General features: G+C 50.5%; 13 protein-coding genes and 1 tRNA gene. 9 read left to right on the top strand and 5 right to left on the bottom strand.

Annotated elements, in window-relative coordinates:
• Positions 1–107 precede the first annotated feature (107 nt).
• The 7 genes from J0X21_RS07610 to J0X21_RS07640 all read left to right on the top strand — a co-directional run bounded on the left by J0X21_RS07610 (position 108) and on the right by J0X21_RS07640 (position 7,762).
• Positions 108–184 (top strand) — tRNA-Pro (locus J0X21_RS07610).
• Between the two features lie 216 nt (positions 185–400).
• Positions 401–559 carry a hypothetical protein gene (locus J0X21_RS07615; RefSeq protein ID WP_206811596.1) on the top strand — a complete coding sequence of 53 codons (159 nt, stop codon included), beginning with the start codon at positions 401–403 and terminating at the stop codon, positions 557–559.
• The gene (locus tag J0X21_RS07620; RefSeq protein ID WP_206811597.1) at positions 532–792 is read left to right on the top strand and encodes a hypothetical protein; all 261 of its coding nucleotides are present in this window, start codon (positions 532–534) and stop codon (positions 790–792) included. Before J0X21_RS07615 ends, J0X21_RS07620 begins: the two co-directional genes overlap by 28 nt.
• 181 nt (positions 793–973) lie before the next feature.
• Positions 974–1,438 carry an NADH-quinone oxidoreductase subunit NuoE gene (gene nuoE, locus J0X21_RS07625; protein ID WP_236006137.1) on the top strand — a complete coding sequence of 155 codons (465 nt, stop codon included), beginning with the start codon at positions 974–976 and terminating at the stop codon, positions 1,436–1,438.
• On the top strand, positions 1,438–3,216 hold the full coding sequence (gene nuoF, locus J0X21_RS07630) for an NADH-quinone oxidoreductase subunit NuoF (RefSeq protein ID WP_206811599.1): 1,779 nt from the start codon (positions 1,438–1,440) through the stop codon (positions 3,214–3,216). The genes nuoE and nuoF overlap by 1 nt, the downstream gene beginning before the upstream one ends.
• A gap of 14 nt (positions 3,217–3,230) precedes the next feature.
• Positions 3,231–5,927, top strand: a complete 2,697-nt coding sequence (gene fdhF / locus J0X21_RS07635) for a formate dehydrogenase subunit alpha (protein ID WP_206811600.1) — start codon at positions 3,231–3,233, stop codon at positions 5,925–5,927.
• 41 nt (positions 5,928–5,968) lie between these two features.
• The gene (locus J0X21_RS07640; RefSeq protein WP_206811601.1) at positions 5,969–7,762 is read left to right on the top strand and encodes an aldehyde ferredoxin oxidoreductase family protein; all 1,794 of its coding nucleotides are present in this window, start codon (positions 5,969–5,971) and stop codon (positions 7,760–7,762) included.
• A 106-nt stretch (positions 7,763–7,868) separates the two neighbouring features.
• Here the strand turns inward: J0X21_RS07640 and J0X21_RS07645 are convergent, their stop codons facing one another.
• The 4 genes from J0X21_RS07645 to J0X21_RS07660 form a co-directional block, all read right to left on the bottom strand.
• Entirely contained in the window at positions 7,869–8,987 is a 1,119-nt protein-coding gene (locus J0X21_RS07645; protein WP_236006151.1) for a S1C family serine protease, read from the bottom strand.
• 435 nt (positions 8,988–9,422) lie between these two features.
• Positions 9,423–9,980 (bottom strand): ferric reductase, encoded by a 558-nt coding sequence (locus J0X21_RS07650; RefSeq protein WP_206811603.1) that lies wholly within the window; start codon positions 9,978–9,980, stop codon positions 9,423–9,425.
• Complete coding sequence (locus J0X21_RS07655) at positions 9,962–10,978, bottom strand: FAD:protein FMN transferase (RefSeq protein WP_206811604.1); 1,017 nt, start codon at positions 10,976–10,978, stop codon at positions 9,962–9,964. The genes J0X21_RS07650 and J0X21_RS07655 overlap by 19 nt, the downstream gene beginning before the upstream one ends.
• A gap of 24 nt (positions 10,979–11,002) precedes the next feature.
• Positions 11,003–11,278: a hypothetical protein gene (locus J0X21_RS07660; protein ID WP_206811605.1), complete on the bottom strand. Its 276-nt coding sequence runs from the start codon at positions 11,276–11,278 to the stop codon at positions 11,003–11,005.
• Between the two features lie 172 nt (positions 11,279–11,450).
• Here J0X21_RS07660 and J0X21_RS07665 point away from each other — a divergent pair, with 172 nt between their 5' ends.
• Together J0X21_RS07665 and J0X21_RS07670 are read left to right on the top strand one after the other, a co-directional pair.
• Complete coding sequence (locus J0X21_RS07665; RefSeq protein ID WP_206811606.1) at positions 11,451–12,134, top strand: response regulator transcription factor; 684 nt, start codon at positions 11,451–11,453, stop codon at positions 12,132–12,134.
• Positions 12,135–12,271: 137 nt separating this feature from the next.
• Positions 12,272–13,756, top strand: a complete 1,485-nt coding sequence (locus J0X21_RS07670) for a sensor histidine kinase (RefSeq protein WP_206811750.1) — start codon at positions 12,272–12,274, stop codon at positions 13,754–13,756.
• A gap of 42 nt (positions 13,757–13,798) precedes the next feature.
• On the opposite strand, the gene J0X21_RS07675 is transcribed toward J0X21_RS07670, so the two are convergent.
• Positions 13,799–14,092, bottom strand: coding sequence for a thiamine pyrophosphate-dependent enzyme (locus J0X21_RS07675; protein WP_206811607.1), 294 nt, complete (start codon positions 14,090–14,092; stop codon positions 13,799–13,801).
• Between the last annotated feature and the right edge of the window lie 152 nt (positions 14,093–14,244).

Below are 14,244 nucleotides of genomic sequence, written 5' to 3' on the forward strand. Positions count from 1 at the left end.
TAATTAGAATTCTTAAACGCTAAAATTTTTAATAAAATTTTTTACTTGCAATTCGCTGATGATTGTGGTATTTTATATAAGTCCTTCTCATCCATACTAACAAATGTCGGGGCGTAGCTCAGCTTGGTAGAGCGCTACCTTGGGGTGGTAGAGGCCGCACGTTCAAGTCGTGTCGCTCCGACCAAATTAAAGAAATGTTAAAACCCGCAAACCTGCATTAGGCAGGGTATTGCGGGTTTGATACTATTCGGGGGGAGAAATCATGGATATACTTAAATTAGTTGTGATCTTAGCACTGATTGTCGGTGTTATGAAATTGAAGCAACCGTTCCTTTTATAGCATTACCTTTCTGCAAAGGATGCTCGAGCATAGGGACCACCTCACCCTTGCTGAAAATCATTGAGCGGCTTGTTTAACAGCAGGCGCGTCAATGCCATGGTCGCGCCCTTTGTGATCGGGCTCTTGCCTTCGGCCGGGGCTGTCTTGATTGCTGCTCCGATTGTGAACAATGCCGGGGGTCATTTTTGCCGGTGTATTCTTCGATACTGCTGGCTTTAAGCCTGACGAAGGTTGACATGACGGCATTTGTCTCAGGGATGCTGCCACTTGTAATTCTCTTATTTTTACTGGGGTATTTTTTCTATGTTCGGAAGATTCCTAAAGAATTTTGCCTTGAGTTTACCCCTGGCTTTTGCCGCCAGGTTTCCCCGACTCACATCTGTTTAGCGATTGTCACGGAGGAGTTTAAAATCTTGATGTTTGATTTGGTGAAAGCACGCTGCCTATACTGAAGATAGGTTTTTCTATATTTTAGTTGATTTTGAGTGAAAATTCAGCCCTCTCACGAGATTATTACCGGACACCGGTTAAGTTTTTCAAGCTTCACCGGTGTCTTTTGTTATTAAAAACTGAATATGATGCCCAATGTTGGATAAATTAACTAAATGATAACGCAATCAGGAGTTGAAGGAATTGGACGACATCTCGAAGTTACTCGATAAGTACCGTGGCACTGATGGAGGCCTGATTCCGCTGCTGCAGGAAGCCCAGGACCAGAAAGGCTATCTTTCTCGGGAAATGTTGGAACAAATTGCCGAAGGCCTGAAATTGTCCCTGGCTAAAGTGGTTGGAGTAGCAACCTTTTATTCCCAGTTCCACTTAAATCCCCGGGGCAAAAATATTATCCGCGTCTGCTCGGGTACAGCCTGCCATGTCCGGGGCGGAGCCTCAATTATGGCCAAGCTGGAAGAGGAATTAGGGATAAAAACCGGAGAGACCACACAGGATCTGGAGTTTACTTTGGAGTCCGTAGCCTGCATCGGCGCATGCGGCCTGGCCCCTGTCATGTCAGTGAATGATGAGATCCATGGGAAATTAACCCCGGAAATGATTCCCGAAATCTTGGCCAAATACCGGAGGCAGGAGGCGGCGGTCTAGTGAAAGGAATTCTCGTGTGTGGCGGTACCGGGTGCATCTCCAACAATTCACGGCTGGTGCACGATGCCATTGAAAAGGAACTTTCCCAACAAGGCTTGGAGGCAGAATTTGAGCTCAAATACACCGGCTGCCACGGCTTTTGTGAAATGGGGCCGCTTGTCTTAATTACGCCGGAGGAAGAATTTTACTGCAGGGTCAAGCCTGAGGATGTGCCAAACCTCATAGACAGTCTCAAGCAGGGAAAAGTCTATGAAGAATTGCTGTATGTCGATCCGACAACTAAGGAAAAAATAAAGACCCGTCATGACGTCCCTTTTTATCAGAAACAACAACGTCTGGTGCTCAAGAACTGCGGGATTATCGATCCGGAAAACATTGATGACTACATCAATTCGGGGGGATACAAGTCCCTGCACAAGGTGCTCACTACCATGCAGCCTGAAGAGGTGATTCAAGAAATAAAGGCATCCGGACTCAGAGGAAGAGGCGGGGGAGGTTTCCCCACAGGGATCAAATGGGAATTTGCCCGCAAATCCACCGCTGATAAAAAATACATCATTTGCAATGCCGATGAAGGTGATCCCGGTGCCTTTATGGATAGAAGTATTTCCGAGGGTGATCCCCATGCCGTGCTGGAAGGAATGTTGATCGGGGGGTATGCGATCGGGGCCTGGGAGGGTTATATCTACATCCGGGCGGAATATCCCTTGGCTGTCAAACGCTTGTCCATCGCCATCGAACAGGCTGAGGCCAAGGGTTACCTTGGACAGAACATACTAGGCAGTGATTTTAGCTTTTCCATCAAGATTAAACAAGGTGCGGGGGCATTTGTGTGCGGGGAAGAAACAGCCCTCATGGAATCGATTCAGGGCAACCGCGGTATGCCCAGGCCCAGGCCCCCTTACCCAGCCGTAAAGGGGCTGTGGGACCGCCCCACCAACATTAACAATGTGGAAACCTTCGCCAATGTTCCGGTGATTATCGGCATGGGAAGTGAACAGTACAGCCAGATTGGCACGGAAAAGAGCAAAGGCACCAAAATCTTTGCCCTCACCGGCAAGCTTAACAATACCGGACTGGCCGAAGTGCCTATGGGGATAACCCTCAGGGAAATTGTCTTTGATATCGGGGGCGGAATCAGCGGCGGCAAGAAGTTTAAGGCTGTCCAGATCGGTGGCCCGTCAGGGGGATGTTTAACCGAGGAGCATTTAGATCTCCCCATCGATTATGATTCTCTGCTGGAGGCCGGAGCCATGATGGGGTCCGGCGGCCTGGTGGTGATGGACGAATCTACCTGCATGGTCGAACTGGCCCGCTTCTTTCTCTCTTTCACGCGGCATGAATCCTGCGGTAAGTGTACTCCCTGCCGGGAAGGCAATACCAGGCTCTTGGAAATTCTCCAGCGCATTGTCGACGGCAAAGGGGAGAAAGAAGACCTGGAGCGCCTCCAGAGCTTAGGGGAAAACATTATTATGTCCTCTATTTGCGGTCTGGGCCAGACTGCACCTAACCCGATCTTAAGCACCCTTAAATTTTTCCGGCACGAGTATGAGCTCCATGTGGAGAAGAAAATCTGCCCGGCTGGGGTGTGCAAGGGCATGATCAGTTATAAGATCATCGAAGAAAAATGCAAGGCTTGCGGGATTTGTAAGAAAAACTGCCCGGTTGAAGCCATTGCCGGGGAAAAGAAACAGCCGCACAAAATTGATCCCGCCAAGTGCGCTCAATGCGGCGTTTGTATGGAGAAATGTCCCTTTGAAGCCATAATCAGGGGTTAGGAGCGTGATCTTTCGTGGTCTCAATTAAGATAAACGGAAACCTTTACAACGTTCCCGCCGACTATACGATTTTGAAGGCGGCGGAGGAAAATGGGATCGACATTCCGACACTTTGTTATGAGGAAGGATTGACGATTACCGGTGCTTGCCGCATGTGTGTGGTTGAGGTCAAGGGAGCCAGGAAACTGCTCGCGGCCTGCGCGACTCCTGTAACCGACGGCATGGAAGTGCAAACGGAGTCTGAGCGGGTGGTTTCGGCCCGCCGCGATATCTTACGGCTGCTTATCGCCAACCATGACCTAAGGTGCCTGACCTGTGAACGCAACGGGGACTGCAGGCTGCAGGACTACTGTTACCGTTATCAGGTGGAAGACACCCCTTATAAGGGCGCCAAAAAGGAATACCCCATTGACACTGACAACCATTTCTTTATCAGAGACTATAGCAAATGCATTAAATGCGGCAAGTGCGTTTTGATCTGTGCGGAAGTAAACGGCGCTCATGTCTATGATTTTATGGAAAGGGGCTTTGATACCAAAGTTACCTCGGCCTTTGATGACAATCTCCAGGAGACAACTTGTACCGCCTGCGGTATGTGCGTTAATGTCTGTCCAGTGGGCGCCCTCGTAGAAAAATCGGTGCTCTGGCAAGGCCGGCCCTGGGAAGTCAAAAAGGTAACCACCACTTGCGGCTATTGCGGAGTCGGCTGCCAATTGAAGCTTAAAGTGAAGGACGACCGCATCATTGGGGTCGCTGCCGCTAAATCGGGTTCCAATCTAGGACACCTGTGTGCCAAGGGCCAGTTCGGCTGGGAATATGTTCAGTCCAATGACCGCTTGACCGACCCCTTGATAAAGCGCAATGGAGTCTTCGAGAAGGTATCGTGGGATGAAGCGCTCACTTATGTCGCGAACCGGCTGAAGGCCATTTGGCAGGAACATGGCGGCCAAGCCTTTGCGGGCTTAACTTCGGCTAAATGCACCAATGAAGAGAATTATCTCTTTCAGAAATTCATGCGCACGATTCTGAAGACCAATAATGTCGATCACTGCGCCCGTCTCTGACACAGCTCCACCGTTGCCGGTCTGGCAACAGCTTTTGGCAGTGGAGCCATGACGAACTCCATGAATGAATTACTGAATACGGAAGTGATCTTCTTAATCGGCGCCAATACCACGGAAGCCCACCCGGTGACAGGCTACCGTATTAAACAGGCTGTCCGCAACGGACGCAAGCTGATTGTGGCCGATCCGCGCAAAATTGAACTGGCCAAATATGCGGATATCTGGCTCAGGCAGAGACCCGGTACGGATATCGCCCTGATCAACGGTCTGGCACATGTCATTTTAAGGGATGATTTATGGGATCGGAAGTTTGTCGCAGACCGCAGTGAAGGGTTTGATGAATGGCGTGAAATTGTGGAACAGTATAACCCCAAGCGGGTGGAACAAATTACCGGAGTCAAGGCCGAACTTCTGGAAGAAGCTGCCCGCATGTTCGGCCAGGCCGAGCGGGCTTCGATTGTCTATGCCATGGGCATAACCCAGCATATCTCCGGAACGCAAAATGTGCTCTCTCTGGCTAATCTAGCCATTTTAACCGGCAACGTGGGCAAAGAAGGTGCGGGAGTATACCCCCTGCGGGGCCAGAACAATGTGCAAGGTGCTTGTGATATGGGCGGTCTGCCCAATTATTACCCTGGATATCAGTTGGTCGAGTCCGAAGAAAGCCGGGAGAAATTCGCCAAGTTCTGGGGAGTTGAGTTACCTGAAAAAGTTGGGTTAACGGTCACGGACATGATGGATGCCGCTTATGCCGGGGAGATTAAAGCTATGTACATCATGGGCGAGAATCCCGTCCTGTCAGACCCTGACGCCAATCATGTGATTGAAGCCTTAAAGAACTTAGATTTTTTGGTGGTGCAAGATATTTTTATGACGGAAACCGCCGAACTGGCTGAGGTCGTCCTGCCGGGAGCAAGCTTTGCTGAAAAGACCGGTACCTTTACCAATACCGAGCGCAGGATTCAGCGGGTAAGGCAGGCCATCTCCCTGCGGGGAAATTCTAAGCCCGACTCAGAGATTATTGTGGCTTTGGCTAATAAAATGGGCCACGCCTGGTCTTATCCCAGGGGGCCGGTCGAGATCATGGAAGAAATCGCCCGCTGCACGCCATCCTATGCCGGGATTAGTTTTGACCGGCTCGAGACGAGAGGTATCCAGTGGCCCTGCCCGAGTCCGGATCACCCGGGAACTCCTTTCCTCCATAAAGACACGTTTACCAGAGGCAAAGGCAAGTTCCACGCGGTCCACTATATGCCCGCGGCGGAGGAGCCGGATGAGGAGTACCCCCTGTTGTTAACCACCGGCCGCAATCTGTATCAGTTTCACACGGGCAGCATGAGCCGTCGTTCCAAGTTAGAACGGATGCGCCCGGAAGAATTGATGATGATTCATCCTAATACGGCCCGGGAATATAAGCTGAAAGACAAGGACTATGTCCAAGTAGAATCCAGAAGAGGGGAAGTTCAAACCAAAATCCAGGTAACAGACCACATCCCGCCGGGGATGGTCTTCTTAACCTTCCACTATAAAGAAACTCCTACCAATCGTCTGACCATCAATGCCACCGACCCGGTCAGCAATATCCCTGAGCTTAAAATCTGCGGGGTTAGGATCAAGAAAATCAAACCGTCTCTAATTTCTAAATAACTGCTCACACTCAATTTGACGCAGGAGGAAAAGAAAAAGCAATGGGTGGGTATACCGGAAAGATCCTGCGGGTTAATTTAACGGAAAAATCTATTAAAACTGAGCCGCTGAATCCGGAGCTGGACCGCAAATATTTGGGCGGGCGCGGGCTGGCCGGCAAGATGTTTACCGATGAAGTTGCGGCCGAGGTAGACGCCTTCTCGCCTGAGAATAAAGTGTTTATTGCGGCCGGAACCCTGACGGGAACCAAGGCTCCTTCCTCCGGGCGCTTCATGGTGGTGACGAAATCCCCGCTCAATGGCACCTTAACCACTTCGAATTCCGGCGGGTACTGGGGCCCCCAATTAAAGTTCGCCGGGTATGACATGATTGTTGTGGAAGGAAAGGCTCTTGCGCCCGTGTATCTCTCCATCCATGATGACCAGGTTGAAATCAAGGATGCGGCCCATCTCTGGGGCAAAGACGTCTACGAGACGACCTCAATCCTTAAAGCGGAGTTCGGGAATGATACGGCCAAGGTGTTGACGATCGGGCCTGCCGGTGAAAACCTTTCCCTGATGGCCTCGGTGATGAACGACCTCTACCGGGCAGCCGGGCGGACCGGGGTTGGGGCGGTGCTGGGGTCTAAACATTTGAAGGCTATTATCGTCCGGGGCACGAACAAACTAGAGCCTGCTAACCCGGGTGCCGTAAAGGCCGTTCTGACCGATATCCTTAATAAAATCCAGGAAAACCCCGTAACCGGCCAAGGGCTCCCGGCCTATGGCACCGCCATCTTGGTCAATGTGATGAACGAAAACGGAGTCTATCCGGTGAACAATTTCCAACAATCCTATAACCCCCATGCCGATGAAACCAGCGGGGAAACCATGTCGGAGAAGTACCTGGTCAAGAGGGAATCCTGCTACCGCTGTCCGATTGCCTGCGGCCGCTATTGCAATTGGGATGAAGGAGAAGGCGGGGGGCCGGAGTATGCGACTATTGGAGTATTCGGTTCCAACTGCGGCGTTCAGGACTATGATGCCATTCATCAGGCCAATGATTGGTGCAACAAGCTCGGCTTAGACACGATTTCCGTGGGGGCTACCATTGCGGCCGGGATGGAACTATACCAGCGCGGCTACATCAAGCCTGACGAACTTGAAGGCACTCCCTTGGAATTCGGCCATGCGCAAGGAATGCTTGAATGGATTCGCAAAATAGCCTATCAGGAAGGCCTGGGAGCCAAAATGGCTTTAGGGTCTTACCGCTTCGCGGAAAGTTATGGAGCGGTAGAACTCTCAATGAGCGTCAAAAAGCAAGAACTCCCTGCTTATGACCCACGCGGTGTTCAAGGCCAGGGGTTAGCATATGCTACCAGTAACCGGGGCGGCTGTCATGTCCGGGGGTATGTTATTTCCCCTGAAATTCTGGGAGTGGGCGAGAAAATCGATCGCTTCAGCACCGAAGGAAAAGCCAAATGGGTTAAGCATACCCAAGATCTAACTGCTGTCATAGACTCTTTAGGCCTATGCTTTTTTTCTTCCTTCGCTTTAGGATTATCCGATTACAGGCAGTTGGTTAATGCCATCACAGGTTTTAAGTACACGGATGAAGAACTTCTGGCCTGCGGCGAGCGGATTTGGAATAACGAGCGTCTCCATAATTTAAGGGTAGGGTACTCGAAAGCAGATGATACGTTACCCAAACGCTTGCTGAATGAACCAATTCCGGATGGCCCCTCCAAAGGGAATGTTCATCATCTGGATGAGCTGCTGCCGGAATATTACACGGTGAGAGGTTGGGATCCGGAGGGAGTCCCTACATCTGAACAGTTAAGCGCATTAGGGATGTAAGAAATTATGCCAGCTTGAAAATCCGCGTTTGTTCTAAGCCTTTAGAAATCACGGATAAAGACCGTACCGCTCACCGGTACGGTCTTTGGTGTCCTGAGAGAATAAATCATCTCTGGTTTGAAGTAATTTCTCCCAGGGTTACGTCGACTTCGTGGGTTTGTCCATCGCGTACAAAGGTAACCTTTACTTTGTCCCCGACATTATACTTGTAGAGTTCACGCACCAAATCAGAGGAATTTTGTACTTGTCCGTCATTGATCTTCGTAATCACATCCCCTTTGGCGATACCGGCTTTGGCCGCGGGACCGTTAGCGACAACATCAATAATATAGGCTCCAAGCGGTTTATTGTTCGCCTGAGCGTAACTGAGGTACTCATCATTGACGCTCACCAATAAGGCCGGGTGCTTGGCTACTCCGGAATTAATCAATTGCTGAATAGTCGGCATCGCATCAGACATCGGAATGGCAAAGCCCATGCCCTCAAAGCCTTGCAACGCATATTTGGCCGAGGTAATTCCAATCACCTGACCTTGGTAATTTACCAGCGGCCCGCCGCTATTGCCGGGGTTAATGGCAGCATCGGTCTGGATAAGGTTAAAACTGGATTCTCCTTGAAGATTCAGCGTGCGGTTGGTGGCGGAGACAACCCCGGTGGTTACCGAGCGGGCAAAATTATTGCCGCCAGGGTTGCCGATAGCAACCACCGGTTCCCCGACAACCAGTTTTGAGGAATCCCCCAGGCTTACCGCCGTCAGGTTGGACGTATCCGCAATCTGCAGCACTGCCAAATCAGTACGTGCATCCGCCCCGACCAGCTTGGCGTCAAGGTTGCGCCCGTCACTTAAGCTGACGGTAATTTTTTGCGCTCCTTCAATCACATGGTTGTTAGTGACGATGTACCCTTTTTTTGCATCAATGATAAATCCGGAGCCGCTTCCGGCTTCTTGAAGCCCGGAATTCCCGGCAAAGCCTCTGCTGGTCTGAAAATTAGATACTCCCACCACCGCAGGGCCAACCGCTTTGGCAATTTCCGCAACCGGGAAATTAGCGGCGCCGGAGGCGGCAGAGGAAACGGGGAGGACCGGCTTTGTGCTGCCCAAGGTTGAGGAAAGAGCGGCATTGCCAGAGTTGGGGTAGATATGGGGGATGGCGGCAACGGTAGTGAGGCTGCCAACGATGGCGCTGACTAAGCTGATGCCTGCAATGGCAACGAATTTCCTCATGCGTTTTTTGGAGGTTGAGGGGTTAGCAATCACAGTTTGCTTCAAATGATGTGCAGGGTTACCGGCAGCATCTTCAGCAGAGTTAATCACTGCATTTTCTGCAACAATCCCGGTAGATTCTGATTCTTCACTAGCGGGAAATGTCCCCCTTTCTTCAGCTTGAGGATTGTTAAGTTCCAGTGTTTTATTGTTCTCAGGAATTTGCTCGTTCATAGTCTTCCCTCCTTTATGTGACATAGTATAAAACTTAAAACTGAACTGAAATTGATAGATTGCTGAAAGATAGCTGAATTTTTGCGGGAGAAGAGTTTCGGCCCGGGTTCAGGCGGCAGGCCCGGGGAAAGGTCGGGCAGGGATCCGTTTGGGGGCCATATGGGCGGAATGCCTGGGGAAAAGGCCAAGAATTTTAAGGGATCGCTCATACGGCTTCACGATTCAGGAATGAGGAGCCGTATTGGTCTTGGGAGCACGGACCAACGCAACTCGAATTCCCGTGAGAATTAAGACGATAAGGACTGAAATCAGGTACATCCATCCAAGAGTACCGGTATCCGTTCCCACGAAATAGCCGTGGATGAATGACATCACAAAAACCGGATAGGATAACAGATGCATCAAGTGCCATACCTTGCGTGCAAGCAAATGGCGAATATCGGACGTGAAGATGATGAGGAGCAGGCTATAGGCTGCAAGAGTACCGAGCCCATTGAGAATCGGAGAGTGTTGGGCTGTAAAAGGAACGAGAACCTCGCTCCAGGAGAACGGCATGTAGGGGTCAATCACAGTGATGATTCCGTGCAATATTCCCAGGAGCATACCGGTATTCGTGAAAAAGGTGTGTACTTCAAAGGCATCGGCTTTGCGGGCTGCGTTCCACCAGGGGAAGGTGTAAATCAGCCCGAGGCTTATGCCTATTGTTATTAAGACATAAGACACGATGCCCAGGGTTCGGATCAACTGCCACAGCGGCAGGCTTAGGATGAACTGCGCCATTTATAACATCTCCTCTCCTCGGTAAATACGAAAGCCTCATACCCGGTTGTCCAGCGGCTGAATAAATCCAGACCTTGTTCCCGGCCCAGAATGCAGATCACTTTGGCCCAGATTTCGCATGCCACCACATCATTGCCGCTGACGGTGCACTGAACGACATCGCTTGTGCTTGGAGCCATGGTGCGCGGGTCAATTAAATGGTGCATTTTGCCTTGCTTGCTTGCCCAGGTGCGTCCGAGTTTGCTGGAGGTAGCCACTGCCCCATCGCTTAATGACAGTATTCCGATTTCGTCCTCCGGGGCCCAGGGGTTTTCGATTCCGATAAGCCAGGGATCGGCATCAGCTCCTGAGTTTCCCCAGACCGTCAGATCGCCGCCGGCGTTGATCAGTCCCCGTTCAAACCCGAGACGGCCGTGCAATTGCTCGGCCAAACCCTTGACCGCCCAGCTTTTGGCGATTCCGCCTAAATCTATCTCCGTCTGAACTGGGATTTGCACTGATTTGGATAAAAGGTCAATCTGGATCTTCTGTTTCCGCCGAGGAAGAGTGCTGCTCAGTACTCTATCCTGAAATGCGGCTTGTCCGGCTTTATTTTTGTTCTGGATGATCGCGATGTCCGGAGCAAGCTCCCACTGCTCCCTCTCTTTCACGATCTCATAGGACTCGTTATACCCTGAATCCTGTAAGGCTTTGCCGATCAACGGATCAAAAATCCCTTGCGTCAGTTGATGATATTTTTCTGCCAGGAGCAGGATTTCGAGCATTGGGGCTGAAACCGTCGAACGCCGGCCTGGGAAGCGATTCAGCCGGCTTAATTCGCTTTGCGGGCGAAAGCGGCTGAAGCTCATCTCTACCTGCTCGAACCAGTCATGAGCCCGGCGTTCGATGCTTGGCACCTGTTCTTTTTGTCCCCAGAAGGCAATTTCTACGGTGGTGTTCATTGCCTGAAAGATAATTTGCTGTAAAGTATTGTTCATCGGTTCGATTGCTTTAAGCATGTTCTGAGCTTCCTTTGTGTGAGGTTAGGAACGCCTGGTTTTCGAGTGGTAGCGCGGTGCGGTTTGACCTTGATGATCATTCGTATTTGGGGATTGATTGAATGAATTGTCAGGAGAAGTAGGGTCGGATGCCATTGGGTTTTGGGGTTCTGTGATACTTGCTTGGCTGTTTGAAAATGATGCTGCATTAAGGTAAGCCTGTTGAAATTCAGGGCTTGTTCTAATAGTATTGAAGAAAACAGTGATACCGATGGCACCTACAATCCCGACTTTCCATTTCAACAGTTTAATCTTTTTCATTAATCTTGTACCTCCGCTTGATAAAATCGGCAACGAATTTATTATCGCTTGTGAAACTGAGCCGGCATTGAGTGTTACCTGAAGAAATGCTGAATATTTTTATGAAATTTATTCAATCTCTTTTCAGTTGAATCGTGCATAATAAAGATAAAGGTTTAAGGGGGCGGGCTTGTTGCAGAAACTTAAGGGAATTAAAATCTTGCTCGTGGATGATGAACCGAATATTTTAGAGTTTTTAGAGATGGGCCTTCTAAATGAGGGATTCGAGGTGCAAAAGGCCCAGGACGGGATGACTGCGGTTACGATGGCCAAGCAGTTCCAGCCCCATATCGCGGTTCTTGATGTCATGATGCCGGGTATGGACGGATTTGAAGTGTGCCGCATGCTTAAAAAAACGGGCAACATTGCCATTATCATGCTCACGGCTAAAGATGAGGTGGAAGACCGGGTGAAAGGACTGACCCTTGGGGCTGACGATTACATGGCCAAACCGTTTAGCTTTGAGGAATTGCTGGCCCGCATTCAGGCCCGGATTCGCAATCAATTCCCCAACCTGATGGGGGAGGCGGTGATCGGACCTTTCTGCATTGATGACCGGCGCAAAGAGATTCAGTATGATGACCGAGTTTTGGAGCTTTCTCCAACGGAATACGAGCTGCTTAAATTTATGGTGTTCAATCAAGGAATGGTTCTGAGCAAAACCATGATTCTGGATAAAGTCTGGGGTTATGATTTCGTAGGGGATGAGAATATCGTGGAGGTGTACATCCGCTCCCTGCGGGATAAGTTAAATGACAAAGAACATCGCCTGATCCGCACCTTGCGCGGGTCGGGCTACCGGGTCGATTTATCATGAACAGGAAAAAAATTTTACTGCGCTTTCTGCGCCTGTTTGGACGGTTGTTCGGGCACAAGAACTCCCGGCGTTTGCAAGAAGCATTTAGACAAAAGAATTCCCTGCGCTTTCAGCTCTTGTCCCGTTCCCTGATAGTAATGGCAGGGCTTATGCTGATCGTGGGCCTGTTTCAATATGCCGTAATGAAGGAGTTCATTTACCAAAACAAAGCCTCCAGTATGCAGACTCAGATTTTATCCCTCTCTTCGGATGCCTGGGAACAGGTTGTCCTGAATTCGTTTGTCAACGGCCCCAGCCGGGTGCCGTTTGTATTTTTGCCGGATGCTGCAATTGCGTTCATTGACCGCGGAGGAAACTTTCTCGTACTCTCCAATTCACGCTTGGATGGCGGGGCTCCGCCCCAGCTGACAGTGCAAGACTACCAGGGTGCTGTTCAAGGTAAGCGCAAATTAAACTATCAAGTGTTTGACAATGGGTCCGGAAATAAACAGTTGGTGGTTCTGCAAGCGATCGAGGACCGGGGCCTTCTGCTGGGAGTTGTACAAGTGAGTGTTGCGACCAAGCCTTTACAGGACATTTTGCTGCAGCAGCTGTTTACGTTTCTCGCGCTCGCGCTCTTGGCCTTAATCGGGGGCTTGCTGGCCTTTATTCCGGTGCTGCGCAAAACACTGGTGCCGTTGTCCAACATGGTCGACAAAGTGGAACAAATCGATGCCGGAAACCTGACCGAGCGTTTCCCCGCCGAACAGGGCCAGATTGAAATAGACCGTTTGGCTATTTCTTTTAACGGGATGCTGGAGCGGCTGGAATCCTCGTTCGCAGCCGAAAAAGAAGCCAAAGAACAGATGCGCCGCTTTGTGGCTGACGCTTCCCACGAACTGCGCACTCCTCTGACCTCGATTCACGGCTTTCTGGAAGTGCTGCTGCGCGGGGCCGTCAATCAGCCGGATAAACTGCACAAATCCCTCAACAGCATGTACGCGGAATCAGAACGCATGAAAAAGCTGGTTCAGGATTTGCTGTTACTGGCGAAACTTGACCGTTCGCCTGATATTGAGCTGACTGAGGGGGATCTGAACGACCTTATCAGGGTTATGGAACCGCAGTTACGGCTCTTGGCAGGCAACCGCCGGGTGGATTTACTCTTCGGTCCCTCTACCCGCTGCCGGTATGATGAGGACAAGATGAAGCAGGTGCTCTTGAACCTCTTCCATAATGCAGTCGAGCACACCGACCCGGAAACGGGAGTGATCGAGATTTCCGTCAACATCAGTAATACAAACGGCAGTAGCTGTGGAAGTGACAGTAGCAGTGAAAGTGACAGTAGAAGCAGTAGCAACGGAAGTGGTGTTGAAGGCGGCGGGACCGGGCGTAGTGCTGATAAGGGGGTCATCCTCAGCGTTAGAGACAATGGCACCGGCATATCAAAGGAGCATTTGCCCCATCTGTTTGAGCGCTTTTACCGGATAGATTCCTCCCGTACCCGCAGATACGGCGGGGCCGGGCTGGGGTTGGCGATTTCTAAATCACTTGTTGACCTCCATGGAGGAACCATTTGGGTTGAAAGCGTGGAGGGTGAGGGAAGCACTTTTTATGTCCGGCTTCCGGCGGAAATCTCGTAACCCTAGCCATAAGATACGGCAGTTACTCCCGCTTCACAATCGTTAGTATCCGATGGCGTAGTTATTCATGATGATCCAGACCGCCGGCAGATTATACTGGACGGCGGTGGCTACTGCATGCGGCATCATGAGGAAACCGCCGTCTCCACAGACGTTAATACAGGTCGTATCCGGTCGGGCCAGCTTGGCACCCAAAACACCGCTTACACCGAAGCCCATGGCCGCAAAGCCGCCGGCCGTAAAGTGAGTTCCCCGTACCTCGGAGCTCCAGAATTCCTCGATCCAAGGCTGGTTGTTGCCGACATCCGAGAACATGATGGCGTCTTTTGGCGCCACCTTGCGTATATCAAAAATCAACCGTCTGGGGTCAATCGGGTTAGAATATAGTAGTGGGTGAATTAATCATAAAGTTTAGACAAGTTTTTTGATTTCTGTTGCAGACTTGTCAAATTCCATGATTATTAGATTTATGTCTGCGGCAGGATCAA

Origin of the sequence: Paradesulfitobacterium ferrireducens (assembly GCF_017310645.1) — a bacterium.
Taxonomy (GTDB): domain Bacteria; phylum Bacillota; class Desulfitobacteriia; order Desulfitobacteriales; family Desulfitobacteriaceae; genus Paradesulfitobacterium; species Paradesulfitobacterium ferrireducens.